This is a genomic window from Ferranicluibacter rubi (assembly GCF_011603255.1).
GTDB classification, from domain to species: Bacteria; Pseudomonadota; Alphaproteobacteria; order Rhizobiales; family Rhizobiaceae; genus Ferranicluibacter; species Ferranicluibacter rubi.
In genome coordinates, this window is sequence record NZ_JAANCM010000012.1 from 77,832 (window position 1) to 103,338 (window position 25,507).

25 protein-coding genes and 1 tRNA gene are annotated in these 25,507 nt (G+C 62.1%); 13 read left to right on the top strand and 13 right to left on the bottom strand.

From position 1 onward, the window contains the following. Positions 1-11: 11 nt before the first annotated feature. The gene (locus tag G8E10_RS20350; RefSeq protein WP_132448480.1) at positions 12-902 is read right to left on the bottom strand and encodes a DMT family transporter; all 891 of its coding nucleotides are present in this window, start codon (positions 900-902) and stop codon (positions 12-14) included. A 293-nt stretch (positions 903-1,195) separates the two neighbouring features. Here G8E10_RS20350 and G8E10_RS20355 point away from each other — a divergent pair, with 293 nt between their 5' ends. Together G8E10_RS20355 and G8E10_RS20360 are read left to right on the top strand one after the other, a co-directional pair. Then, entirely contained in the window at positions 1,196-2,494 is a 1,299-nt protein-coding gene (locus tag G8E10_RS20355; protein ID WP_167130483.1) for an adenylosuccinate synthase, read from the top strand. A 122-nt stretch (positions 2,495-2,616) separates the two neighbouring features. After that, positions 2,617-5,217, top strand: coding sequence for a hypothetical protein (locus tag G8E10_RS20360; protein WP_425530859.1), 2,601 nt, complete (start codon positions 2,617-2,619; stop codon positions 5,215-5,217). Positions 5,218-5,273: 56 nt separating this feature from the next. On the opposite strand, the gene G8E10_RS20365 is transcribed toward G8E10_RS20360, so the two are convergent. Next, positions 5,274-5,723 (bottom strand): hypothetical protein, encoded by a 450-nt coding sequence (locus tag G8E10_RS20365; RefSeq protein WP_167130485.1) that lies wholly within the window; start codon positions 5,721-5,723, stop codon positions 5,274-5,276. 109 nt (positions 5,724-5,832) lie between these two features. Continuing rightward, on the bottom strand, positions 5,833-6,576 hold the full coding sequence (locus tag G8E10_RS20370; RefSeq protein ID WP_110807774.1) for an outer membrane protein: 744 nt from the start codon (positions 6,574-6,576) through the stop codon (positions 5,833-5,835). 375 nt (positions 6,577-6,951) lie between these two features. On the opposite strand from G8E10_RS20370, the gene G8E10_RS20375 reads away from it, so the two are divergent. After that, positions 6,952-8,118 (top strand): alpha/beta hydrolase, encoded by a 1,167-nt coding sequence (locus G8E10_RS20375; protein ID WP_167130486.1) that lies wholly within the window; start codon positions 6,952-6,954, stop codon positions 8,116-8,118. Between the two features lie 118 nt (positions 8,119-8,236). Further along, positions 8,237-9,259 (top strand): Lnb N-terminal periplasmic domain-containing protein, encoded by a 1,023-nt coding sequence (locus tag G8E10_RS20380; protein ID WP_167130487.1) that lies wholly within the window; start codon positions 8,237-8,239, stop codon positions 9,257-9,259. 46 nt (positions 9,260-9,305) lie between these two features. Here the strand turns inward: G8E10_RS20380 and G8E10_RS20385 are convergent, their stop codons facing one another. Both G8E10_RS20385 and G8E10_RS20390 read right to left on the bottom strand, forming a co-directional pair. Further along, positions 9,306-9,623 (bottom strand): hypothetical protein, encoded by a 318-nt coding sequence (locus G8E10_RS20385; protein WP_167130488.1) that lies wholly within the window; start codon positions 9,621-9,623, stop codon positions 9,306-9,308. A 48-nt stretch (positions 9,624-9,671) separates the two neighbouring features. Then, positions 9,672-10,499 carry a bestrophin-like domain gene (locus G8E10_RS20390; RefSeq protein WP_281517704.1) on the bottom strand — a complete coding sequence of 276 codons (828 nt, stop codon included), beginning with the start codon at positions 10,497-10,499 and terminating at the stop codon, positions 9,672-9,674. A 601-nt stretch (positions 10,500-11,100) separates the two neighbouring features. On the opposite strand from G8E10_RS20390, the gene G8E10_RS20395 reads away from it, so the two are divergent. Beyond that, entirely contained in the window at positions 11,101-11,673 is a 573-nt protein-coding gene (locus tag G8E10_RS20395; RefSeq protein ID WP_343289836.1) for a 3'-5' exonuclease, read from the top strand. Further along, positions 11,670-12,656 carry a nucleotidyltransferase domain-containing protein gene (locus G8E10_RS20400; RefSeq protein ID WP_167130489.1) on the top strand — a complete coding sequence of 329 codons (987 nt, stop codon included), beginning with the start codon at positions 11,670-11,672 and terminating at the stop codon, positions 12,654-12,656. The genes G8E10_RS20395 and G8E10_RS20400 overlap by 4 nt, the downstream gene beginning before the upstream one ends. A 206-nt stretch (positions 12,657-12,862) precedes the next feature. Here the strand turns inward: G8E10_RS20400 and G8E10_RS20405 are convergent. From G8E10_RS20405 to G8E10_RS20415, 3 genes are all read right to left on the bottom strand, one after another. Beyond that, positions 12,863-12,939 (bottom strand) — tRNA-Met (locus tag G8E10_RS20405). Between the two features lie 148 nt (positions 12,940-13,087). Then, entirely contained in the window at positions 13,088-14,284 is a 1,197-nt protein-coding gene (mnmA, locus tag G8E10_RS20410; RefSeq protein WP_167130490.1) for a tRNA 2-thiouridine(34) synthase MnmA, read from the bottom strand. 155 nt (positions 14,285-14,439) lie between these two features. Beyond that, entirely contained in the window at positions 14,440-15,171 is a 732-nt protein-coding gene (locus G8E10_RS20415; RefSeq protein ID WP_110800738.1) for a helix-turn-helix transcriptional regulator, read from the bottom strand. Positions 15,172-15,807: 636 nt separating this feature from the next. Between G8E10_RS20415 and sciP the strand changes: the two genes are divergently transcribed. Beyond that, positions 15,808-16,083 carry a CtrA inhibitor SciP gene (gene sciP / locus G8E10_RS20420; RefSeq protein WP_062474978.1) on the top strand — a complete coding sequence of 92 codons (276 nt, stop codon included), beginning with the start codon at positions 15,808-15,810 and terminating at the stop codon, positions 16,081-16,083. Positions 16,084-16,459: 376 nt separating this feature from the next. Here the strand turns inward: sciP and G8E10_RS20425 are convergent, their stop codons facing one another. After that, a complete protein-coding gene (locus G8E10_RS20425) occupies positions 16,460-16,810 on the bottom strand; it encodes a flagellar export protein FliJ (RefSeq protein ID WP_092935538.1) in 351 nt (116 codons plus the stop codon). A gap of 446 nt (positions 16,811-17,256) precedes the next feature. On the opposite strand from G8E10_RS20425, the gene ctrA reads away from it, so the two are divergent. Further along, positions 17,257-17,955: a response regulator transcription factor CtrA gene (ctrA, locus tag G8E10_RS20430; RefSeq protein WP_056339603.1), complete on the top strand. Its 699-nt coding sequence runs from the start codon at positions 17,257-17,259 to the stop codon at positions 17,953-17,955. A gap of 202 nt (positions 17,956-18,157) precedes the next feature. Here ctrA and G8E10_RS20435 read toward each other — a convergent pair whose 3' ends face one another. Both G8E10_RS20435 and chpT read right to left on the bottom strand, forming a co-directional pair. Next, positions 18,158-18,520: a response regulator gene (locus G8E10_RS20435; protein ID WP_110736227.1), complete on the bottom strand. Its 363-nt coding sequence runs from the start codon at positions 18,518-18,520 to the stop codon at positions 18,158-18,160. Between the two features lie 211 nt (positions 18,521-18,731). After that, on the bottom strand, positions 18,732-19,373 hold the full coding sequence (chpT, locus tag G8E10_RS20440; RefSeq protein ID WP_110730040.1) for a histidine phosphotransferase ChpT: 642 nt from the start codon (positions 19,371-19,373) through the stop codon (positions 18,732-18,734). A 365-nt stretch (positions 19,374-19,738) separates the two neighbouring features. Here chpT and G8E10_RS20445 point away from each other — a divergent pair, with 365 nt between their 5' ends. Together G8E10_RS20445 and G8E10_RS20450 are read left to right on the top strand one after the other, a co-directional pair. Continuing rightward, a complete protein-coding gene (locus G8E10_RS20445) occupies positions 19,739-20,287 on the top strand; it encodes a DUF1134 domain-containing protein (RefSeq protein ID WP_425530862.1) in 549 nt (182 codons plus the stop codon). A 116-nt stretch (positions 20,288-20,403) separates the two neighbouring features. Further along, on the top strand, positions 20,404-21,582 hold the full coding sequence (locus G8E10_RS20450; RefSeq protein WP_167130492.1) for a hypothetical protein: 1,179 nt from the start codon (positions 20,404-20,406) through the stop codon (positions 21,580-21,582). 4 nt (positions 21,583-21,586) lie between these two features. Here G8E10_RS20450 and G8E10_RS20455 read toward each other — a convergent pair whose 3' ends face one another. Both G8E10_RS20455 and G8E10_RS20460 read right to left on the bottom strand, forming a co-directional pair. Beyond that, complete coding sequence (locus tag G8E10_RS20455) at positions 21,587-22,423, bottom strand: TrmH family RNA methyltransferase (protein WP_167130493.1); 837 nt, start codon at positions 22,421-22,423, stop codon at positions 21,587-21,589. Between the two features lie 2 nt (positions 22,424-22,425). Beyond that, a complete protein-coding gene (locus G8E10_RS20460; RefSeq protein WP_132665087.1) occupies positions 22,426-22,806 on the bottom strand; it encodes a hypothetical protein in 381 nt (126 codons plus the stop codon). A 30-nt stretch (positions 22,807-22,836) separates the two neighbouring features. Here G8E10_RS20460 and G8E10_RS20465 point away from each other — a divergent pair, with 30 nt between their 5' ends. The 3 genes from G8E10_RS20465 to rpoH all read left to right on the top strand — a co-directional run bounded on the left by G8E10_RS20465 (position 22,837) and on the right by rpoH (position 25,346). Continuing rightward, a complete protein-coding gene (locus G8E10_RS20465) occupies positions 22,837-23,859 on the top strand; it encodes an RluA family pseudouridine synthase (protein ID WP_132665088.1) in 1,023 nt (340 codons plus the stop codon). A 102-nt stretch (positions 23,860-23,961) separates the two neighbouring features. Next, positions 23,962-24,219, top strand: coding sequence for a DUF2171 domain-containing protein (locus G8E10_RS20470; RefSeq protein WP_110730045.1), 258 nt, complete (start codon positions 23,962-23,964; stop codon positions 24,217-24,219). Positions 24,220-24,440: 221 nt separating this feature from the next. Then, a complete protein-coding gene (gene rpoH / locus G8E10_RS20475) occupies positions 24,441-25,346 on the top strand; it encodes an RNA polymerase sigma factor RpoH (protein ID WP_092935526.1) in 906 nt (301 codons plus the stop codon). The last annotated feature ends 161 nt before the right edge of the window (positions 25,347-25,507 follow it).

A 25,507-nucleotide genomic window follows, 5' to 3' on the forward strand; every position in this document is an offset into this window, starting at 1 on the left:
CCGATTTGGTATTACCCGGCCACCTTGGGCCGCCCCTTTTCCGCCACCGCGATCCCCACGAGCGCCAGCAGAAGTGCGACGATGTGGAAGGTTTGGAGCGTCTCGCCGATGAGGGCGATCGACAGGAGCGTGCCGAAGATCGGGATGAGGTTGATGAACAGCCCCGCACGGTTGGGGCCGATCAGCTCGACGCCGCGCACATAGAGGATTTGCGAGATCAGCGATGGGAAGATGCCGGCATAGGCGACGATGATCCAGCCGGTCGTGTCGGGCCAGATCATGGCGCCGGAGGTGCTTTCCCAGATCATCAGGGGCACGCTGCTCAAGAGGGCCGCGAAGGCGGAAACGGCGATCAGGCTTTTCCAGTGGATGCCCGGCTTGTAGCGCAGCGACACGGTGTAGCCGGCATAGACGAGCACCGCGAACATCATCAGCGCGTCGCCGCGGTTCAGATCGAGCGAGAGCAGCGTCGAGAGATTGCCATGCGATGTGGTGAGCGCGACCGCGAACAGCGTCAGCGCGAAGCCGAACCACTGCGCCAGCGAGACGCCGGTGCGAAACAGCACGAAGTTCATGGCGAAGATCACCATGGGGATTGCGGCCTGCTCGATCACCGCGTTGATGGCGCTGGTATATTGCAGGGCGGAATAGAGCGAGGCGTTGAAGGCGGTAAACCCGATGGCGCCGTAGCTGAACAGCAGAAGCCAATGCCGGCGGATGAGCGGCCAGTCTTTGCGGAGCTGGGGGATGGCGATGGCCAGAAGCAGGGTACAGGCGATCACCCAGCGCATGCCCGTCAGCAGCATCGGACTGACATGGCCGACGGCAATCTTACCGGCCACGGAGTTGCCGCCCCAGATGAAGGTGGTCAGCGCAAGGATCAGATAGGCCTGGATGTTCAAGCTGAAATTCCGTCTCGGTCAAGAGGAGCGAGGGTTCGTGGCGCGTCCTTAGCGCTGCATATCGCGTAAAGCGGCATGCTGCCATGCAAAAAGCCCTGATTTCCGGGCGAACGGAATAGCTTTTGAAAAAACAAGACAGTATAGATGCGCGGGTTTGCAGCCCCGGATCGTGGGTCGGGATGCAGCACCATGGGTCGGTGCGGGATGCCATTGCCGGATTGAGGCAGGGCAATCGCGTGCAAGGCGAAGATGAGCGCGGATGAAAACGTGCGCTTGCAGACAGGAAAAACGAAATGACGAATGTCGTGGTTGTCGGATCGCAATGGGGTGACGAGGGCAAGGGCAAGATCGTCGACTGGCTCTCCGAACGCGCCGATGTCGTCGTCCGCTTCCAGGGTGGGCATAATGCCGGCCATACGCTCGTCATCGACGGCACAAGCTACAAGCTGTCGCTGCTGCCCTCCGGCGTCGTTCGCCCGGGCAAGCTCGCCGTCATCGGCAACGGTGTTGTCATCGACCCGCATGCGCTGATCGCCGAAATCGAGAAGCTGGACGGGCAGGGTGTGACGATCACGCCGGAAAACCTGCGCATCGCCGACAATGCGACGCTGATCCTGTCGCTGCACCGCGAGCTGGACGGCATCCGCGAGGACGCGGCCTCCAACAGCGGCACGAAGATTGGCACCACCCGCCGCGGCATCGGCCCGGCTTATGAAGACAAGGTCGGCCGCCGCGCCATCCGCGTCATGGATCTCGCCGATCTCTCGACGCTGCCGGCCAAGGTCGATCGTCTGCTCACCCATCACAATGCTCTGCGCCGCGGCCTGAACGAGGCCGAAGTCAGCCACACCGCGATCATGGAAGAGCTGTCCTCAATCGCCGCCCGTGTGCTGCCCTTCATGGATACGGTCTGGCTGCTGCTCGACCGCCTGCGCCGCAAGGGTGCGCGCATCCTGTTCGAAGGCGCGCAGGGCACGCTGCTCGACATCGACCACGGCACCTATCCCTTCGTCACCTCGTCCAACACGGTTGCCGGCCAGGCTGCTGCCGGTTCGGGCATGGGTCCGGGCGCGCTCGGCTATATCCTCGGCATCACCAAGGCCTATACGACCCGTGTCGGCGAAGGCCCGTTCCCGACCGAGCTGCACGACGAGATCGGCCAGTTCCTTGGCGAGAAGGGCCATGAATTCGGCACCATCACCGGGCGCAAGCGCCGCTGCGGCTGGTTCGATGCAGCCCTCGTTCGCCAGTCCGTCGCCACCAACGGCATCACCGGCATCGCGCTGACGAAGCTCGACGTGCTGGACGGCCTGAAGGAGCTGAAGATCTGCGTCGGCTACACGCTGGACGGCGTCGAGATCGACCATCTCCCGGCAAGCCAGGCCAGCCAGGCCCGGGTCGAGCCGGTCTATATCACGCTGGAAGGCTGGCAGGAATCGACCGTCGGCGCACGCAGCTGGGCTGAACTGCCGGCCCAGGCCATCAAATATGTCCGCCAGGTCGAAGAACTCATCGGTGCACCGGTCGCTCTCCTGTCCACAAGTCCGGAGCGTGACGACACCATACTTGTTACCGATCCGTTTGAGGACTAGGTTAACGGACCTGTGACGGGGTGATGACAAGGGCGTAAAGCGCGGGTTTTGTGAGAGATCCCGCGCTTGCGCCATATCAAGTATCGGCTTAATCACCCCGAAGGGTTGAAAGAAAGTTTTCGATGGCGGATTTTGTAGCAGTTATTCGCAGGACCGTGGACGGCTTGTCCGACAACAGTCCGGACATGCGGTCCAGGGTTTACGAAAAGGCCCGGGGCGCCGTCCGTCGCCAGCTTGAAAGCATGAAGCCTCGTCCCTCCGACGAGATGATCGACCGCCAGATGGGCAAGCTCGAAGCGGCCATCACGGAGGTGGAGGGAACCCACGCGCCGGCCCCTGTCGAGGATGTGCCGCCCGAGGTCGTGCCCGCGGCGGCTGTCGCCGCTGCCGTTATCCCCGCAGCCGTACCACCGGCCGAAGACGTCCCCACCGAGCCGGCACCGGCAGATGTCACCTTCGAGCAGCCGCCCGTTCCCTATGATGTGTCGCATGTCGATCGGCAGGAGGCCGTCGAAGCCGCTCCCGTTATACCGGAACCCGAGCCTCAACCGGAGCCGGAGCCGGAGCCGGAGCCCGAACCTGTCGCGGACGTGTCTCCCGAGCCCGAGCCTGTGTACGAAGAGCCCGCTCCCGAGCCGGTCTACGCCGATGAGCCGGCGCCTTCGGAAGACGTGCCGCCGGAATACGCACCAGAGCCCGAGACGCAACCCGAGCCGTATCTTGAGCCCGAGCCGGTCGCCGATCGCGATACGCTGGACGCAGCAGACGTGCTGGCCGAAGAATATGCCCAGATTCAGCAGCCAGCATCGCCCGCATGGGAGAGTGTCGATGAGAACGACACGGTCGCGCTCGAAGAGCCCGCAGCCGTAGAGCCTGCTCCCGCCGAGGACGCGGCGCAGGCCTGGGCCGAGCCCCGGCACATGGAGCCCGTCGAACCGTACGAACCGGAACCGGCCGAACCCGCTTCGATCGAGCCGGACTATATCGAGCCGGAACAGAGCTATGTGGAGCCTGCACCCTACGAGCCGGCGCCCGTCATTGAGCCGATCGAGCCCGAGCGCGACGCCAGCGCGATGCCGGTGGCCAACTGGGATCTGCCGGAATGGAACGAACCGCTGGCCGAGCAGCCTGGCACGCCGGTTGCCGCGCATATCGAGCCTGTCTGGACGGAAAGCGTCGGGACGCATTCGGCCGAAGACGTCGCGGATCACGATGCCGGCTGGGCCGACGAGCCGGTCGCTCATGACGATCACAATTATGCCGCCGATGCCGCACCCGTCGTCCTTCCCGCCGTTTCCGGCGGGCTGACGCCCGAGGGCGAGCCGTCGCATTCCTGGGCGCTCGACGAGACGGACCCGTTCCAGCACGATGTTCGCCCCGAGGGTACCGAGCCCGCCGTGTCGGACTGGTCCTGGCCGGTCGATCGCACGAACGAGACCGAACAGGCGGGCCCGAGCGATGAGCCGCCGCCGCCGCAGAACTGGGACGAGATCGACAGCCTGCTGGCTGCCGGCGGTGCTGCGGCTGCAGCCCAGAGCCGTCCTCCGCTCGATCCCGCAGAAGCGCCTCCCGCACCGCGTCGCCCGGCGTCCTATCGCGCCGAGCCGCGCAAGTCGGCCTTCAGTCTCAAGCGGATCGCCACCGTCCTCGTCCTGCTGCTCGTCTTCGGCGGCGGCGGCTATGCCTACTGGACGAACCGCGATTCGGTGAACGGCTGGGTTTCCGAGACGATCGCCTCCCTGAACACGGCGCCGCCGACGGCCAGCAATGGCGGAACCTCGGCGACGGGAACCGGCGGCGCAGCCTCCGGCACCGCGGCCAACGGCGATGCGACGACCGACGTGGCGTCGGCCGAGCCGAGCAACAAGTTCACCCAGCGCCTTCAGACCGACGGCACCGAGATCGACGAGGGTGCGGCCCAGCCGCCGGCCGGCGCCGCTACCGCGCAGGAAGGCAAATCCGTCGCAGCCCAGACGGAGGCGAGCCGCCCTGTCGATACGGCCGATGCCGGAGCGACGGCGACACCGCCTACGGCGGGCACGCCCGCCACGACGGCGGCTCAGGCCGATCCGTCGGCCACGCCCGGTGCCGATGCGGCACCCGCAACGACACCGCCGGTCAGCCCGACCTCCGCGCCGAACGAAGCAACGACCCAGATGCCGGCCGGCGCGCAGAAGATGTTCCTCTACGAGGAACGCCTCGGCCAGACGGCGCCGACCGCCATCGAAGGCGGCGTCGCTTGGTCGCTGAAGGAAGAAGCACCGGAAGCCGGACAGCGTCCCGAGCCCGTCATCCAGGCGCAGATCACCGTGCCGGATCGCGGCCTGACCGCGCTGATGACCATCAAGCGCAACACCGATACCTCGCTGCCGGCCAGCCACACGATCGAGTTCGTGTTCTCGCTGCCGGAGAATTTCGAGGGCGGCAGCATCGACAGCGTTCAGCGCGTGGCGATGAAGCGCAACGAGCAGGATCGTGGCGATCCGCTGATCGCGGTCCCCGCCAAGATCACCGACGACTTCCACATGATTGCGCTCAACGACTTTCCGGAGGCCGTGACGACCAATCTCGATCTCCTGCGCACCCGCTCGTGGATCGACATTCCCCTGACCTATCGCAACGGCCGCCGTGCGCTGCTGACGCTGGAAAAGGGTGCGGCCGGCAATGAAGCGTTCACGCAGGCTCTGGCTGCCTGGAGCCAGGCACGTCCGGCCGGCAACTGATAGGATGATGTGTTCCGGGGTCGCGCTGCGGTCCCGGATGCCATGATCGAACGCGATCAGGTTTGCGTAGGCTCGACCTTAAAGACATCGTCACCCACGAACACGATGATATAGCCACCGCTGGCCTCGGCCTGCGCGGCCCAGCGTTCCAACAGCCCTTTATAGGGCGCCTGCTGCCATATCGTCGGATGATCGGGATCGACCAGCACGGTCGTCTGCGGTCCCTGCTCGTACACCATCATATGCGCGACCAGCGGGTCCCATTCCGGTTCGAGATCGGGCTTCGTCATCCACGCGCAGAGGAAGTCGCGACAGAGTGCCGGGCGTTCGGCATAGATCGTGCAGCCGCGCTCCGCCACGCAATGGCGGCACCAGGCATTGGCCGGCTTGTCCAGCGCATCGATATCCGGCAGGCGACAGCAGAGCGTGCACGTGCGGCAGCCACGCGCTGTTCCATCTGCGGGCGGAAGGCCGGTCGTATGCGGCGCGCTATCGAGGTGTGTCACGAATCCTACCCTCCTGCCCGTGATATCCCGCCGATTTCCATGTCTCCCACATACGAAAAAGCCGGCTGGTGAACCAGCCGGCTTTTTGCATTCGAGGACCGAAAGGCTCTTAGAAGCTCTTGCGGAAGCCGACGATGACGGCGTGGCTGCGGAAATCGGTTTCCGAACGCGAGCCGTCACGTGCCGTGAAGGAGAAATCGTCGGCAGCGGTGAAGCGGTAGCCGATGTCGAAGGTGGTGTTGGTCAGCAGGGCGAAGTTGGTGAACAGGCCCAGTTCCTGGATGTTGATGCCGACGCCGGCGTCCAGGTGGTAGGCGAAGCGCGTGTCGTCATCGTCCATCAGCGTGGCAACGCCGGCAACGCCCTGGCGACGCAGCTCGAGGTTCATGACACCGACGCCGCCGCCGACGTAAGGCGTGATGGCCGAAAGCTGGCCGCCGAGCGGAATGTCGAGGTAGCCGTTGACGTAGCCCTGAATGGTGCTTGCGTCGCCGAAGCTGTCGATGGAGCTGATGGCGCCGACGCCGCTGACGCGGTGATTGTCGACCGAAGCGTTGCCGTAGCCGACTTCCAGTTCTACGCGGGGAGAGACATAGCCCATGTCGCCGAAGCTGTAACCGGCGCGAACGCCGCTGTAGTAGCCGACGTCGTAGTCCGTGCCGACGCGTGCGCCGCCAGCGGCAAACGACGTGTCGTCGAGGAAGGTCAGGCTGCTGACCGAACCGAGGTAGAAGCCGCCATTGGTTTCCACGACGACCGGGCCGACCGGCTCGGTCAGATCTGCAGCGCGGACGATGGAGCCGGAAGCCGCCAGAGCGACACCAGCGAGCAGGATCTTGGTAAAGCGGGTCATGAAGCTATCCTTCAAAAAGAGAGCGGCGCAATCAGCAAGTGTGCGTCGGATGATGGTTAAGTAGTCGGTTTTCACGTGAGCAGTAGAGGGGACAGCGCCAAAATGCTGTCTGGCTCACCTCGAAAAATGGGGCTGTTGCATGAAAGTCACGAATGCGTCTCATGCGTGTGTTAGAAAGTGCCGAAAGCCCGTTGCGTGAAAAAAGCGACGTACGACGGACTTTCGCCCGTTGTCTTGACGCATGTCGTTCTTCCGAAACCGCGAGATGGTCAGTTGGCCGGCGCGGCCCTATGTTGTCCGGCATGGTGCCCGCAGCGTATGCCGGGTATCGAGACTGTCCGCGCAGCGGTGCGCACGAACCCGTGAGGAAGCCTGATGATCGCGATCCGCGCCGCCGCCGCCATGCCGCGTGTCCGCCCCGCCTTCCTCATCTTCCTGTTTTCCCTGCTGGCGACCTTGGGCGGCTGTGCCAGCCGGCCGGCGGCCTCGGTGCTCGATCCGGTGTCACTTGCTCGGGGCACAGCCGGAGATGCGGCCGCGTCCGGCGGCAAGGCGCTTACGCTCTTTGCCGTCACCAATCGCGAGCGGGACGGGGACGGCTTCGACAGCGGTCGCGCCCGTGCTCTGACCTATGAGCGCTACCGGTTGTCCATACCCGCGGCGCACAAGCCCGCGGCCATCGAGTACCCCTCGAAAAAGGCCGATCCGACACGGGCGATGACGGTGCGCGAGCGTCGCGCGCTCGACCAGCGCAGCATGGTGGCCGCCATCATCTCGCAGCCCGGGTTCGACGGCACGATCGGCCTGTTCGTGCATGGGTTCAACTATCGCTATCAGGAGGGCGTGTTCCGGCTGGCGCAGATGGCGGTGGATTCGCGCAGCAAGGCGACGCCGGTGCTGTTTTCCTGGCCGTCCGAAGGCGCACTTTCGGGCTACCTCGCCGATCGGGATGCCGTGCTCTTCTCCCGCGACGACCTCGTGTCGCTGATGGCCGCGCTCGCCGAAACCCGCAAGGTGCGACAGATCCTCGTGTTCGGTCACAGCATGGGCGGTTTTCTCATCATGGAATCGCTGCGCCAGCTGCGCCTGACGGATCGCGGCGATGTGCTCGACAAGCTGACGGTGATCCTCGCGGCACCCGATATCGACGCGGACCTTTTCCGCCGCCAGATGGACGTGGTCGGCCGGTTGCGCTCGCCGCTGGTGCTGCTCGTCTCGCCGAAGGACGAGGCGCTGGCGGCATCCAGCCTGCTCAGCGGTTCCCGGCCGCGGGTCGGTCGGCTGGACGTGGAGGATCCGAAGGTGCGGGAAACGGCGAAGGCCTATGGCGTCCTCGTGGTCGATATCACCTCGCTGAATGCACCGGACGGGCTCGGCCATGATCGTTATGCGAGCCTTGCGGCGCTTGCGCCGCAGGTCAGCGCACTTGGCCGTCCCGGCGCGGCGACGCCTGGGGATGTCGGTGCCTTCATTCTCGATGCAGCGGGGCAGGTGGTGGCAAGTCCGTTCACCGTCGCCGGCCGCATTCTCGCGCCGAAATAGAGCAATTCCAGCAAAAGTGCGCAGCGGTTTTGCGTCCGGAATTGCGTTGAAACGCTCCAAAGTCGACGGCCGCGCACCAAATACCACCGCCATCAATATCCCTGAAGAGGTTCAAAGCATGCGACTGTTCACGACCCTTGCCACAGGCCTCGTCAGCGCGATTTTCCTGCTCGCGGCTCTGCTGGCCACCGTGTGGACGGCGCTGGCGCTGTGGTACCGCATTCCCGGTGACGGGCTGCTACGCGGCGTGGCGGTGTTCCTCTGGGTCGTCTTCATCCTCGGCCTCATCCTGTTCGGTCGCCGCTATCCCCTTGCCGCCGGCGGCATCTTCCTCGTGGGGCTCCTCGCCGTGGGCATCTGGTGGCAGACGATCCGCCCGCGGCTCGATCGCGACTGGGCACCCGATGTCGCCCGCACGGTGACGGGCACGATCGGCAACGACAATGCCGGGGGCAGCGATGTCGTCACGCTCCGCAATGTGCGCAATTTCCGCTGGACGAGCGACCGGGATGCCAAGCCGCTGTGGGAAACCCGAAGCTATGATCTCGATACGATCACCGGCACGGATCTCGTCCTGTCCTATTGGGGTATGGACGCCATCGCCCATACGCTCGTCAGCTTCAGCTTTGCCGATGGCCAGCGCGTGACCTTCTCAGTCGAAATCCGGCGCGAGAAAACGGAAGAATTTTCCTCCATCGCCGGCTTTTTCAAAAGCTACGAGCTCGCCTTCATCGCCGCCGACGAGAGCGACATCCTCTATCTCCGGACCAATATGCGCCGGGAGGATACCTATCTCTACCCGTTGGCGCTGCCCCGTCAGGCGGCCGCCGCCCTTTTCCTCACCTATATCAACGCCGCCAACGAGCGCGCCGAGACACCGGAATTCTACGATACGTTGACCAGCAACTGCACCACCGTCATTTTCGATCTCGCCCGGCTGGTCTCGCCCGGCATCCCCATGGACTGGCGCATCCTGCTGTCCGGATATCTCCCGAGCTACCTTATCGATCAGGATGCGACGCTCTGGAAGCTGCCGGAAAACGAGCTGCGCGCCAAAGCCGCCATCAGCGCCAAGGCCCGGGCGACGCCCACCAACGGCCCGGATTACTCCACGATCATCCGCGCGGATACCATACCGTAAAGGGTCAATGTCCCGTCATTCGTCGGCGCTTCGGGAGAGCCCGCCATCAGCGCCACCGCCTGTGCAGCACGACGGCCATCGCAAGGATCACCAGCGCCGTCGGCCAGAAGTCCGTCATCTGATCGAACGACCATTTCCACATCTCATACCCTTCGAGATGCGGCGGCTTCATGTTCACACTGACCTCGAAATCCCGCTTTTCCCGCCCATGGAAATGCCCGATGGCAAACGCCAGCCCCATGAGAACAGCCACACGCCGCTCGAAGAGGGCGCGGAGCAACAGAGCCACGACCGCGGCCATGACGATGGCTTCGACGATGTGGCCGAGCCAGTCGAGGTTTGCTTGGATATAAGTCCAGTCCATGGATCGTCTATTTTCGGGAGGACGGTGGCGTCGGAGCCATTTTGAGAATCAAGGCTGCAGCTCCGCGAGCGCGCGGCGCAACGGAGCGTCCGAAATCTGAATGGTGCCTTCGAACGGAACATCCATGTCGAGGACGAGGTAAAATGCCGTTGCGATCAAGCTGGCGCCAACGAGGAAGGAAATCGTCACGACCGCATTCAGCGGGGCGCGATAGCCGAAACTGGCAAAGATGAGCGTGAGCCAGGCGACGAGCAAGGCGATCAGCGGCATCGGGATCGCGCCTTCGGCGTTTCCAACGATGCTCCACCTCTGCTCCACCAGGCGATGATACTGCTGCCGTATGTCGATCAGCAGGTTCTGGTGGAAGTCATCGGCGGGCTGAATGGCCGTGATCGCGTCCCCCACGGCATCGAGCGCACGCCCACCGTCATCCGGCCGACGAACATCTGCTGCGGCGGGATTGGCAAGAGCATGAACGACATAGTCGTGCAGCTTGTCGCGCGCCTCCTTACCCATGAGACCGTATGTTCTCAGAGTGCGATCGAGCAAGATGATGTTCGTCGAGAACGAGTGCACGCTGGTATCGATGCTCTCATACGTGTTCTTCGCCGAATTGATCATCAGGCCAAAAACAAGAGACGACATGACCACGAAGATGTTGGCAAAAAGTCTCACGACCGTGTTCGTGTCATCGTCGCGGTGCCGGACCGACATCCTCGGGGATAACAGCATGGCACCGACAGACGCCACAGACAGAGATCCGAATATCGCAGGCGCAATCCAGGTTTCGTTCATCGAACTTCCATCGGGCAGAAAGTGGTATTCTTCACGCAACCCTAGCATATGCTGACGCGCGGACCAGCAGCGTCGCTGCATCCATCCACTGAGGCAACCGCCGGTCCTGCGGGGTTTGCGCCTCTCTGTCTCACGGCGCGCTGCACGAGTTCTTGACAGCGAGGCAGTGGCGGAATCCGCGCGACTTGGCCATTTTCGCCAAATCTGCCGGCGTCTGTGAAGAGGGCTTCAAGACCCCTCGAAACGCCCTTTAGGATTCTTCAAATCATTGATTTGTAACGATGGGGCGCGACCCGCTCCGTTGTCAGATTTTGGCCTGCAATGGCGAATTGGCCGATCTCAACCAATTTCTAGAATGTCAGAGCGTCCTATCTTTGGATTCTCATTAAAATACAGCGGGATAGTTGAAAACAGATACTGGTGAAAGAATGACAGTGCAGCAGAACCACTGGGCTGTACGCCGGTCCTAGGTGAAAACCAAAGATAAACTCAGCTGACGCCATAACTTATTATGCTTATTTAGAAGTATCGTAATTGAGAAATGCTAGACAGTTTAGGGCCTACCTGTATGTAAGGCTCAGGCAATGCCCGGATGGTACTGATGGCTCATTAGTTGCGAGCGCCAGTCTGGTTTCAAAAAGGGCAAGCCCCAAGCGTTGTGAAAGAATATGGGGACGATACGGTGGATGTTTTTTTCTCGGCAGACGTTGAAACAGACGGCGCCATTCCTGGCCCTTTTTCCATGCTATCTTTTGCTTTGGTTTACGCTGGAACTTATGACGGCAGTACATTCTCTCGCCCGCAAGATTATAAGCAGTCATTTTATCGCGAGCTCAGACCGATCTCCGACGACTTCGATCCCGAAGCCCTAGCGATCAATGGCCTTGATCGAGCTGAACTATCGCTTCGAGGAGTATCACCTGAAATTGCGATGGATCAAGCTTTCGACTGGATTCAAGAATTCTCCGGGGCAGGAAAGCCGGTGCTGGTAGCATATCCCCTCTCTTTCGATTGGACATGGCTTTATTGGTACTTCATCCGCTTCTCCAAGCGCGGCTCGCCGTTCGGGCATTCGCGTTGTTTCGATTTGAAGACCGCAGTCGCCGTTAAAACGGGTCGTACGATTAGTTCTTCTGGTAGGGGGAAGCTTCCCGTTCGCTTCACTTCAACCCGCCCGCATACTCACCATGCCGTTGACGACGCGATAGAGCAGGCCGAGATATTTGCAAATATTTTTGAAGGTGAAGGCGAATGAGCTACATAGATGAACGAAAGATCGCGACCTTAAAACGGTTTTCCGAACTGCAGAATCATCTCACTAAAGCAAGTGAAATAGTTGCAGGCACTGCGTGTGTCTATGCGACAGGCTCTTTCGGCCGGCTTGAAGCAGGAGATCAAAGTGATCTCGATGTTTTCATCGTCAGTAAGACAGGGGAGATCGAAAGAGATAGTAAAAAGTTCATGGTCAACCAGTTGTCAAATTTAGACACAATCCTTGTGAAGGCTGAGCTTATAAAAGCGATTAACGTGCTAAATATGCCAAAGTTTGATGCTGATGGCAAGTATTTGGCCAGCCATTCGATTCAAGATTTAAAGTCTCATTTAGGCACGGCAAAAGACGACTACCTTAATACACTGACTGGAAGGCTATTGCTTTTTCTAGAAAGCCGCCCGCTCATTGGTGAAGCCGTTTACGACGAAATCATCGATGAGGTAATAGCTGCATACTGGGGTGATTATGGAGATCACGCCGCAGATTTCATTCCCGCTTTCCTAACCAATGACATTCTTCGGCTTTGGCGGACATTCTGCGTCAACTATGAGTCAGGGCGTCGCTCTGAGAAGGGCGACGCAAAAATTAAAAATCACAAGCTGAAACACAGTAGAATGCTAACTTGTTACTCTGCGTTACTTTTCCTGTTGGCCGTGTATAAAATAGATGGCACGGTTTCGCCGGAGCGGGCCAAGGAGATGACCAAATTAACACCTACTGACCGTTTGCATTGGCTGTTGCAGCAGCCGTCCTTCGGGGAGCTTCACCCCCAGATTTTAGAGCTTTTAGAAAAGTACGGGGATTTCTTGAAAAGAATGGACCAACCGAAAGAGAAGCTTAGAGATCTCTTCGAAAGCAATAGCAAAGAGTGGGTCCGGAAATCCTACGAATTCGGTGACACATTATTTGATATTTTGGCTGCCTTGGGAAAAGATACAAAATTTTTCAGATTGATTGCAGTTTAGAAGAAGTGGAATTCCTGTGAGGCAATCGAATTTGCCGCATCAATTTTGGCCGTAAGCTTCGATATTGTATGTTTATCTTTCATGGTCCAGCGTGGTAAATAGGCAAGTGAAGCGCACCTCAGGATAGCTGCTCGGAATGGTAAGACCACATGTTTCATAATGGGGGATTACGCGATCTCTTATCGCTCGCGGTTCGCAAAACCATTTGGTAGCGGGAGAGGGACTCGAACCCCCGACACGCGGATTATGATTCCGCTGCTCTAACCACCTGAGCTACCCCGCCGCCGGATGCGACCTTTGGTCGGTCGCTTGCGGTGGGCGGCTTATAAGATGTGGGTCAGGGGGGTGTCAAGCGATGGTGGAAAAAAAGCCGCAGGATGTGCGGGGCGGGGGCCGAACGCTTGTGGGACAGGGGCTGGCCGTCGCCCGGTTCAGGCGGCGGCGGGAGTTTCCAGGAGGTGGCGCAGGGCCTGTTCGGCGGCGGGTTCGCGTTCCGAGCGCAGGATGAAGCCACCGCCGTACACGCGGGCGTCTTCGCCGGGGCCGGAATAGAGCGCGCAGGCCTGTCCGGGCGCGATGCCGGCTTCGCCTTCCATGAGTTCCACGGTGATGCCCGAGGCATCGACCTTCAGCAGTGCCGGGGCGGGAACGCGGGTGGAGCGGACCTTGGCGTAGCAGGCAAGGCCTTCCGCCGGCAGGTCTTCGAGGGCCACGTCGCCCAGCCAGTTCATGTCGCGCAGCGCGACGCGGCGGGTCTCCAGCGCCTCGCGCGGGCCGACGATGACGCGGCAGGAGCGGGCGTCGAGGTGGACGACATAAAGCGGCTCGCCTGTGGCGACGCCGATGCCGCGGCGCTGGCCGATGGTGTAGTGCAGGATGCCCTCGTGCCGGCCGAGAACACGGCCGTCGAGATGGACGATATCGCCGGCCAGCGCTGCATTCGGCCGCAGCTTGGAGACGATGTCGCTATACTTGCCCTGCGGCACGAAACAGATGTCCTGGCTGTCAGCCTTCTTGGCGACGACGAGGCCCATATCCTCGGCCAGCGCCCGGGTTTCCGCCTTGGTCAGGTGGCCGAGCGGGAAGCGCAGGTAATCGATCTGCTCCTGCGTGGTCGCAAACAGAAAGTAGCTCTGGTCGCGGTCGGCGTCCGTCGGGCGGTAGAGCGCGCGGCGACCGGGAAAGCCCGGCTGCGGATTGGCGCGCGAGCGGATATAGTGGCCCGTCGCCAGCGCATCGGCGCCGAGGTCGCGGGCGGTCGCCAGCAGATCGGCGAACTTGACGGTCTGGTTGCAGGCGACGCAGGGGATCGGCGTTTCCCCGGCGATATAGCTCTCGGCAAACGGATTGATGACGGTTTCGCGAAAGCGCTGCTCGTAGTCGAGCACGTAATGGGGAATGCCGAGCACGTCGCAGACGCGGCGTGCGTCGTCGATATCCTGTCCCGCGCAGCAGGAGCCGGCGCGGTGGACGGCAGCGCCGTGGTCGTAGAGCTGCAGCGTGATGCCGAAGACATTGTAGCCCTCCCGCTTCAGAATGCCCGCGACGACGGAACTGTCGACGCCGCCGGACATGGCGACAACGACGCGGGTATCTTCAGGCTTGCGGTCGAAATCGAGGCTGTTCACGAGAGATGGTCCGATTCTGTCGGATGACCGGCGCGGCGTTCGCGCCTGCACCTTGCTTGACGCCAATATAAAAGGTCGAGGCCGGGTCTACAAGCACTGCTGCGCGCGGCGGGCGATGCGCACCGCGCAAGCCGCCGCGACAGCGCACGAAACCGTCAGATGATCTTCAGCCGCATGGCGCGGGCGATCGCCTGCATGCGGTTGACGGCGTCGAGCTTGCGGGCGGCGGTCTTGAAGTAGCTGCTGACGGTATAGGCGGAGATGCCGAGGATGATGGCGATCTCGTCGCTGCTCTTGCCGGCCGCAGCCCAGCGGAGGCATTCGATCTCGCGGGCGGAAAGCTTTTCCCGCGTGGTAACGCCGGCGTCCATGGAGCGCTCCAGCCGCTCGAACAGCTGCAGAAGGACGTAATAGAGCTCTGCCGCCTCGATGCCTTCCGGCGCGTCGCGGCTGCCGGACAGCGTGACGATGAAGGGATCGGCATAGGTCGTGTGCAGCAGCACGGCGAGGGTGAAGGCCATGGAGGGTGTAATCTCGACGGCGGTCACGGGCTTGCCGCGGAGGCCGAGAAGGGTGGCCGTCTCGTTGAACACGGGCAACTTGGTGTGGCGCAGCTCCTCCACCAGCCGGCTCAGCCGGAAAATGTCGAGCGCGTCGTAGCCCCGCACAAGATCGGAAGGCCAGCTGCTGACGACCAGGCGTTCGGCAAAATTCTGCTGGTCGCCAGCGGGAGCGCGCACAATCATGAAATTGTCGAAGCCGAATTCGGCGGCGCATTGCCGCATGAGGCGCAGGACTTCGTATTCCGTGTGGACGGAGGACGGATCCGGGGTCGGAAAGAGCAGGCTCGATCTCCCGCTGCTCACCGTTTCATCGACGTCGGGCATTGCGTCTTCACCACTGCCGGCTCGGCCGGCTCCTTGTTTCGTGCGCGTCCTTCCGCCTGCAAATGCAACGGTTCCGTTGCGCGGCCGGCGTCTCGACCTCATCGGGCGGGCGCGTCGGGCGGCATCGGCCATTGCAGTCTAACGGAAAAATACCGTGATGGCATCCAAGGATGCGCATGCGTGAAATCTCGCAGCCTATGATGGCGCGAGGCTGATATCCTGCAGTTTCCCGACGTCGTCGTGCGTCGCGGCACTATCGTGGAGACCGTTCGAGGCCCCGTGACGACGAAAAATGCGGTCGATGCCCGCTGCGGACGCGCCGCATGCTGCTGCTTCGCGGCGATCTGTACGAAAATCTTACGACGTTTCCTACCCGCTGCTTTCGCATGGCAGCTATGCGGCGGAGTCTTCGCGCAATGCAGGTTTTCCACGGCTTTGCGGTGTGCGGGGGCCCGATGCAATCGGGGCGTGGTGTCCCGCCGTGAGACCGGAAATGGCCCTTCTTTCCGCATCGGAGGAGCCCTTTGCGGCAAGTCATTCGAATGATGGATAAATTGTGCCGTCGAGCTTAGGCAAATCTTAAATGTGGCAGGCTAGGCTCTCCGAATATGGTCTTGAGTATGTGTAGAGAGTCCAATGACCGAAATGGTACGACCCCGCGTGAAGTATGTCATCGGCCCGGATGGCAGCCCACTGACGATCGCCGATCTTCCCCCGGCGAACACGCGGCGCTGGGTGATTAGACGGAAGGCAGAAGTGGTGGCAGCTGTTCGCGGCGGCCTGCTGAGCCTTGAAGAGGCCTGTGAGCGGTATACGCTGACGGTCGAAGAGTTCCTGTCCTGGCAGGCCTCGATCAACGATCACGGTCTCGCAGGATTGCGCACGACGCGCATCCAGCAATATCGCCACTGAGATCATCAGGGCGTCATCGATCGGCTCGAGCGGCCGCGACCTTCGTCGCGGCCGCTCGATTGCGTTTTGGATTCCGGTGATGGACGCGTTTCGATCGAGGTGAAGAGGGCACGGCTGCGCGCGCGAGCGCCGGCGAGCCTCGAGACATGGCTGCGGCCGCGCTTGGCTGCGGCCAGGTGTGGCTGCGGGAAGGCTTCGCGCAAGCTCCTGCGCTTACCGTTCTTCACATGTGCCGTTCGGTCGCGCGAGGGAGCGCGGTCGTCGGCGAAAGACGGGAATGGAAAGCACAAGCGACGACGGCCGCGCTTCGAAGCGAGGCGCGGCGTCGTTCGTCAGGCTGGACTGCCGGTCAGGTTCGACTGCCGGCAGATAAGGATCAGGCGCGCAGGCGCACGAGACCGTCGCGTTCTTCGAGCGCGGAGGCCTTGGCGAATTCGGCCTGGACGTCTTCCAGAGCGAGTTCTGCCGCGTCCTGCTGGACTTTCAGTTCCCGAACCGACACTTGCAGATTGTCGGCCCGCTGGCGGGCCGCCTTTGCAAAGGTCGGATAGGCAAAATGGGACGGATCCGAAATGCCAGACTTTTTCTCCTCGAATGCGATCTGATGCTCCAAATCCTTGGTCATCCTTTCGAATTCAGCCATCATCATCTGAAGCTGCTTCAGTTGACGCTGTTTGTCTTTCACCTGAAATTCCTTCAGGCGGACAAGGCTCTCACGTGACTTCATACGCAATACTCCCGCGGTGCGAGACCCGGCATCTCACTTGCAACCCTTACCGAAGGCTCATGCCTGCGGCTCCGCGAAAAAACCCCAGCGATCTTAACAAATGCCTACCGCTGGTAACGTTTCGTTTACGGGCATAGTTAATCCTAGGGACGATCATTTAAGGCCCGGTAAATGGCCAACGCGAAATGTGACGCTTTGGTGTTTTGGCGAGTCTCTGGAATCCGATAACGCGGTTCGCTCACTTTCAGGGTGAGAAAGCCGTTTTATCAAAAACGAACAAAATCAAGGGGCTGAGAAATATATTTAACAAATGCTGTGCACCTTGCCAGAGGGAATCAGAATTTGTTAACCATTTGGTGGCAAGCTCCAAATCAGGCAACGACTGGATCCGTTTAGCGTCAGGCAGCCTTGCACTACCTTTCAGCGGCGGAAAAGGGGACAAAAACATGCGGGTTCTGCTTATCGAGGACGACAGCGCGACAGCGCAGAGCATCGAGTTGATGCTCAAGTCCGAGAGTTTTAATGTGTACACCACCGATCTCGGTGAAGAGGGCGTCGATCTCGGCAAACTCTACGACTACGACATCATCCTGCTCGACCTCAACCTTCCCGACATGTCGGGCTATGAGGTGCTCCGGACCCTTCGCCTGTCCAAGGTGAAGACGCCGATCCTCATCCTCTCCGGCATGGCCGGTATCGAGGACAAGGTTCGGGGCCTGGGCTTCGGGGCTGACGACTACATGACCAAGCCGTTCCATAAGGACGAGCTTGTGGCGCGCATCCATGCGATCGTTCGCCGCTCCAAGGGTCATGCCCAGTCCGTCATCTCGACCGGCGAGTTGATCGTCAATCTGGATGCGAAGACCGTCGAAGTCGGCGGGCAGCGCGTTCACCTGACGGGCAAGGAATACCAGATGCTGGAGCTGCTTTCGCTCCGCAAGGGTACGACGCTGACCAAGGAAATGTTCCTCAACCACCTTTACGGCGGTATGGACGAGCCGGAACTGAAGATCATCGACGTCTTCATCTGCAAGCTGCGCAAGAAGCTGGCAAACGCTGCCGGCGGCGCGAACTACATCGAGACCGTCTGGGGCCGCGGCTACGTGCTGCGCGAACCGGAAGGCGATCTCGCCGAGAGCGCCTGATCTTCCGGATGTTTTGAGAGCCCTCGGCGATCATGCATCCCGCAGTGCAGGATCGCCGTCATCGGCGCCGACCGACCCGCCCTTCGTGGCGGGTTTTCGTTTTCAGCGGTCTGGAAAACGCGGGGATTTTGCTGACACGAAAAAGGCCGCCTTGCGGGCGGCCGGTCTCAGGTCAGGGGAGGGGAAGCCCGTAGGGGCTCGCTCAGGCAGCGGCGGCGTAGGCGCCGAAGACGCTGGTCAGGATCTTGCGGTCGAAGGGCTTCAGCAGGAAATCGTCGGCACCGGCACGCTTGCCCGCCATCATCTTGCGCAGGTCGGCCTCGATGACGCAGTAGTAGATGCGCACGGACTTGCCTTCGGACATCACCCGAATGTTGGCGATCAGCTCCAGCGCGCCATCCAGGCCCGCATCGACGACGATAATGTTGGGAAGCTCGGCTTCGCACCGCGCCAGTGCCTCGAGGCCATTGGCGGCTTCCGAGACGAGAAAGCCCATGCCGGAGAGAATGCGCTTTCCGACCTTGCGCACCACGTCGGAGTCGTCGGCGATCATCAAGCGCTGCATGGGAGCTCCTTGCCCTTTCATTCCCGTGAACGAAAGACCTCGACGCAAGGCCGAAGGCGGATATCCGCCCCGGCGCTGCATCAACGTCCAGTTGCGCACTCTCACGATCTCGCATGCGAGACCGGAGGTGTACGCTCTTCTCGGGATTATAAGGCGCCGTTGGCAAACAAACCGTTACCGGAGCAGCGAAGAGTGACGACGACGTTCGATGCTAGATGGAGGAGGCCATGAAGACGATCTCTTCCGGGGTCGGGAGGATCTCGATCTTCATGCTGGCTTCATCTGCAAGCAGCACGGTGTAATAGGGCTGGATCGTGTGGGCATCGACGGCTTCTTCCAGGGTGCCGGAGAGAAGTTCGACAAGCCTGGGTGGTACGCGCATCATCTTGCCGCGCACGACGAGCTTGAAGACGGCGTCGTATTCCGGGTTTTCCAGCGTCACATCCAGCGAGCCGCCGCGGGGAATGGCGCCGTAGGCGATGAGGAAAAGGTTCAGAAGCAGCTTCACGCGGTTCTTCGGAATGATGACGCGCGGGCCCGTCCAGGTGATCTCGGTCTTCTTTTCCACCACAGCGAAGTCACGCGCGGCCTTTTCCGCTTCGCCGGTGTCGATGGACGCGCCGACCGAGCCGGAGGCGCCGAAGGCGAGGCGGGCGAACTTCAGGCGGACGGCGGCGTTCAGCGCGCTGGTGCGGATGAGGTCCATCGCGTCGGCATCGGCGCCGCCTTCGTCGAGAAGTTCCAGGCCGTTGTTGATGGCGCCGACCGGCGAGATGATATCGTGGCAGACGCGGCTGCAGAGCAGGGCGGCGAGGTCGGGGCCGGTCAGGGTCAGGTTCGGATTCTTTTCCATCGTCTTGTCCTTTAAGGTCGCCCTTGCCGATGTTGATCTGGCATCCCGGTGCGCGATGCCATCGCGCGGGGCTGTTTTCGGCTATGGTCTAGAGGGTGAAGATTGCGCGGACGTGGCGTGTCCGATCTCGTGTCCAGTCCGGCCATAATGACACCATGTTTGGTAAACCAATTGTTAAGATGATGGGTTCAGAGTGTCGGAATCCCGGGCCGGGGCCTCAGACAGGCACGGCCTGCTCCTGCCGATACCCTATCGGCCTTGGGATAACGGAGGATGCGATGCTGCCGAGATCGAAATTTGCGCCATCGAAAGACGTTGCCGCCCGCGTCAAGCGGCGCAGCCTGCTGTCTGCCATGAAAGCCGTTATGCTCGGCGCGCTGGCGCTGTGCGTCGCCGTCTCCACCGCTGCCGCGCAATCCGCCAACAACACGTCGCAATATTCCATCCAGGAAATCGTCGATGCGGGACACGGCTTCTTCGGGTCCACATCCGGCGGTCTTGCCAAGGTGGTCGAGCGAGCGTTCCAGAGCTACGGCCTGCCGAACGGCTACATTCTCGGCCAGGAGGGCTCCGGTGCCTTCGTTGCGGGCCTCACCTATGGCGAAGGCAGCCTGAACACCAAGAATGCCGGGCAGCACGGCGTCTACTGGCAGGGCCCCTCGCTCGGCCTCGATGCCGGCGGGCAGGGCAGCCGTATCATGATGCTGGTCTACAATCTTCCGAGCGTGCCCGGCCTCTACAAGCGGTTCGGCGGCGTCTCCGGGTCTGCCTATGTCGTGGCCGGCGTTGGCATGACGGTGCTGACCGACGAGCATATCGTGCTCGTGCCCATCCGCACCGGCGTCGGCGCCCGCCTCGGCATCAATGTCGGCTACCTCAAGCTGACCCAGCAGCCGACCTGGAACCCTTTCTGAGCGTGCTTGGCTTGCGCTGCTCGCCGGTCCACCGCTTGCCAATCCGGGGCCGAGCGCAAATAATGATGCGCAAGGGAAGGATGCCCTTGTCTAACCGCCTGTGAAGTGACCTCCGCGTGATCCAATTTGCACTGCTGTTCGCCCTGGGCTTCCTCACCGCGATCCTTCTCGGCGCGCTGGTCGCGCCCGTCATCCATCGGCGGATCGTGCGGTTTGCGGAGGACCGGCTGAAAGCGACGACGCCGCTGACGCAACAGGAGGTTCGTGCCCAGAAGGATGCGGCGCGCGCGATCTATGCTGCGGAAAACGTGCGCACCAGCCAGACGCTGAAGCGCGAGCGCGACAAGGCGATCTCCCTCATGCTGGCCCGCGAGAAGGCCGAGCAGGACGTGCGGACAATACGCGCCGAGAATGACGAGCTTCATGCGCAGCTGGACGAGATGAACGGGGAGGCGGGAGACCTGCGCTCCGGCATCCGGCTTCTGGAGCAGCATATCGAGCGGCTGAAGGATGCGCTGGGCACGCTGGAGACGGATTACGCCTCCAAGACCGAGCAGGCGGCCTTGCTTGCGCGTCAGCTCGATCGCGTTTCGGCCGAACTCGACGAGGTTCGCGCCGTATCGGTCGCGGAAGCGTCGCAGGTCGATGAACTCCATGCCCGGGCCGGTGGCCTGCGCGATGAGCGCGAAGCCCTGCGCGAAGAGCGGCGCCGCGAGAGCGAGAAGGCCAAGGCCCTGGAACTGAAGCTGGTGCAGCAGGAGATCCGGGCAAAGCAGCTCGAATCCCGTCTGACGACGGCCAATGGGCTTCTGGCCGACCGGGAGACCCATCTGGAACGCGGCAGCGCGGAAATCGACCGCCTCTCCACGCGCGTTCGCGAGATGACGGCGGAGCTGGCGGCCGCTATGCAGGCGTTGCGCGCTGCGGGGATCGAGCCAAGATCACTGTGGAAAGAGACGGCCGATGATGGTGGCCTGCCAACCACTGGGCGAGAGGACGCGATCGCCCTTCCTGCACCGGACGAGACCATGCTGCTCTCGCCGCCCGGCATCCCCACGCCGGAAGGCCTGGCGGCGGATGCCGGTGCCTTCATCGACCGCCTCATGGCGTCCGATCCAGCCGACGACGCGGTCCTGCGCGAAGACCTCCTGCAGATTGCGGCCGCGATGACGGCTCTGACGGCAAAGAACGAGGGAGAGGCATCGCCCATCCCCGCCTTGCTGGCGCGGGAGGCGGACGGCGGCGCGACGACGCTGGCCGCGCGGACCCGGTCGCTTCTGTCCTCGACCTCCTGAAACGTCAGACGAGGCCGTTGAGGCTGGCGATCCGGTGAAGCGCGATGCCCGTGGCGGTGGCGACGTTGAGGCTGTCGAGGCCCGGCTTTTGCCGGATGCGGGCCGTGCGGATCGCGGCCATGATGGCGGGCGGCAGGCCTTCGCCCTCGGCACCCACCACCAGCGCCGTGCGCGGCGCGGGCGGAATATCGTCCAGATCGGTTTCGCCGCGCGGCGACAGGCCCCACAGCGCAAAGCCGCGACCCTCGATGGCCGCAAGCAGGTTACCCGCCGTGCCCTGCCGCACGAAGGGGACGGTGAGCACCGCGCCGACGGAGACGCGGATCGCCTTTCGATACAGCGGATCGCAGCAGGTTTCGTCCAGAAGCACGGCGCTCGCGCCGAAGGCGGCAGCGTTGCGGAAGATCGAACCGACATTGTCGTGATTGGAGAGGCCGCAGGCGGCGAGGATCAAAGCCTCGTCCGGCAGGGTCGAAAGCAGGCCCTCCAGCGTTTGCGGGCTCTGCCGCATGCCGATGGCGAGCACGCCGCGATGCATGTCGAAGCCGGCGATGGCGTTGAAGACCGTGGCATCTGCGACGAAGACCGGCACCGTGTCCTCGAACTGCGCGAGAATGTCGGCAACGCCCGCAAGCCGGTTTTCGAGAAGCAGGATGGCCTCTGCCGTAAAGGGACCGCCGCCGGCAGCCGACGCCGCCAGCATGCGCAGCACGACGGTGCCCTCCGCGATGAAACGGTTGTGGCGGCCTGTCAGGTCGCGCTCGCGGATCGAGACGAAGGCGGCAATGCGCGGATCGGCCGGGTCCGTGATGCGCTCGGCGACGCGGTCAGTGTCCGGCACGGTCAGTTCGCGGGTACGGAGATATCGGCGACGATGCGGTTGGCGGCGATGTCGTAGACGAGCGCCTTGCGGACACCGGCGAGAGTGCCGAAGAACAGGATCTGACCACCCGAAAGCGAGGTGTCGGTGATCTCGAAGCCTTGCGGAAGCACGGCGGTGGCTGCCAGCGGCGCATCGCTCGGCACGCCGGCTGTGCTGTTTGCCAGCGACGGCGCGGCGCTCGGGCGCGTGACCTTGTAGACAATCGCGCCTAGCACGGCCATAAGCATGACCAACATCACCCCCGCCGAGACCAGCTGCAGGCGGATCATCTTGCGGCGAACGTTTTCCATTACCGGATCGAGCGGCTTTTCGTCCTGTTCGTCAGGTTCCTGGAGCGACATGGGCGGTTTGACCTCACGGATCGAGTCAGAATGAACGACCCCTTTAAACAAACGGCAGCCCCAGGGAAAGTCCTGACGGCGCAAGACGATGCATCCGGGCGCATGGATGCGTGGCTGACCGAGCAGATGGACGGCCTTTTTTCCCGCAATCGTATCAAGGCCCTGATCGAGCAAGGCGCCGTGCGCGTCAACGGCAAGCCGGTGCTGGAGCCCAAGCGCAAGGTGCAGCCGGGCGACGTGTTCGAGATCGGCATGCCGGAGCCGGAGGATCCCGAGCCCAAGGGCGAGGACATCCCGCTCGACGTCCTTTATGAAGATAACGACGTGATCGTGCTCATCAAGCCGCCGGGGCTCGTCGTGCATCCCGGCGCCGGCAACTGGACGGGGACGCTGGTCAACGCGCTCATCCATCATTGCGGCGACAGTCTTTCGGGGATCGGCGGCGTCAAGCGGCCGGGTATCGTCCACCGTCTGGACAAGGACACCAGCGGCGTCATGGTCGTTGCAAAGAACGATCTTGCCCACCGGCACCTCTCCGACCAGTTCGCCGACCACGGACGCACCGGACCGCTGGAGCGCGCCTATGCCGCCATCGTCTGGGGCCGTCCGCGGGGACTGCGCGGCACGATCGACGCGCCGCTCGGGCGCGCCGGAGACCGGATCAAGCGGGCGGTGAAGAAGCACGATGCGGACGATGCGCGCGAGGCCATCACCCATTACGAGGTGACCGAGCGCTACCACGAAAAGCCGGATGCGACGGCGCTGGCCGCCATGGTCGAATGCCGGCTGGAGACGGGGCGCACCCACCAGATCCGCGTCCACATGGCCTATATCGGGCATCCCCTGGTGGGCGATGCCGACTATGGCGCGGCATTCCGGACGAAATCGAACCTTTTGCCCGATGCCGCCAAGGCCGTCGTCGACCGGTTCCCGCGCCAGGCGCTGCATGCGTTCATGCTGGCGTTCGAACATCCGGCGACCGGGGAAACGATGCGCTTCGCCTCGGCGCTGCCGGACGATATGCTGGAGCTGGCTGCAGCCCTGAAAGCGTAAGTCCGCAGGCGTTCTGGCGGGCACTCGTGAAATCTCAAGCCTTGCATGCATCCTTTTGTCGATGCCGGCGTTTTCCGGTATCGATAGCCAAGGAGAGACATCATGATCGATGCCAGCCAGATCAAGGAACATGCCGAAGTCATCAGCGCCGATGGCGTTCATGTCGGAACCGTCGACGGTGTCGAGGGCGACCGCATCAAGCTGACGAAGAAGGACAATCCCGTCGGTCATCAGGACCATCATCATTTCATCGCCCTGTCGCTCGTCGAGAGCGTCGATGACAACCGGGTTCGCCTCAGCGCCAAGAGTGACGAGGCGTTCCTGTCCGAGCAAGAAGATGACGGCGCAGCCATCCGCTGACGCTATCCGGAACTGCCGGAAAATCCGGCTTGAGGGGTTGATTTCAGCTCCTCGATGCCGATCTTTACCGAGATATCCCGAAGCCAAAGGATGGGGTCGCAATCGCGCGGCTGCATCCTTGAATCGTGCGCTGCGCGTTCTTATCTTGGTGACCTGTGGGGTCGAAGGACCCACATGCCCGGCTTGCCAGATGGAGGCCGGAACGAGAAAGGGGTGCAAACATGGCCCGTAGTACGATGCCGACACTGACCGCCGGCGAAGGTGGTCTTAATCGATATCTCGATGAAATCCGCAAGTTTCCCATGCTGGAGCCGCAGGTCGAGTATATGCTCGCCAAGCGCTACCAGGAACATGACGACCGCAAGGCCGCCCATCAGCTCGTGACCAGCCATCTGCGCCTCGTGGCGAAGATCGCCATGGGCTATCGCGGCTACGGCCTGCCGATCGGCGAAGTCGTTTCCGAAGGCAATGTCGGCCTGATGCAGGCCGTGAAGAAGTTCGATCCGGAACGCGGCTTCCGCCTTGCAACCTATGCCATGTGGTGGATCAAGGCGTCCATTCAGGAATATATCCTGCGCTCGTGGTCGCTCGTGAAGATGGGCACCACCGCCAACCAGAAGCGTCTGTTCTTCAACCTGCGTCGCCTCAAGGGCAAGATCCAGGCGCTGGATGACGGCGACCTGAAGCCGGATCAGGTGAAGCAGATCGCGACCACGCTGAACGTATCGGAAGCCGAGGTCATTTCGATGAACCAGCGGCTTTCCGGCGACGCCTCGCTGAACGCGCCGATCAAGGCGGGCGAGGGCGAATCTGGACAGTGGCAGGATTGGCTGGTCGATGCCAGCGACAGCCAGGAAGACATCCTGATCGAGCAAGACGAACTGGAGAACCGCCGTTCGCTTTTGTCGGGCGCGATGGAGGTGCTCAACGATCGCGAACGCCGCATCTTCCAGGCGCGCCGCCTGACGGAAGATCCGGTGACGCTGGAAGAACTCTCGACCGAATTCGAGATCAGCCGCGAACGCGTCCGTCAGATCGAGGTTCGTGCCTTCGAGAAGGTGCAGGACGCGGTGCAGAAGGCCGCACTTGCGCGGGCGCAGGCCTTGCGGGTCGTCGAAGACGCTTAAGCTGACGCCATTTCAAGATTTCCGAGCCCGGCTGCCATTGCAGTCGGGCTTTTTGTTTTGTTTTGGCCATATCTCGAAGAACTGCTGAAAATGCGACCGATTGCTTTAGGATTTTGATTCCGAAAGAGGCCTACAAGACGAGGTGTGACGTGCATCACCAG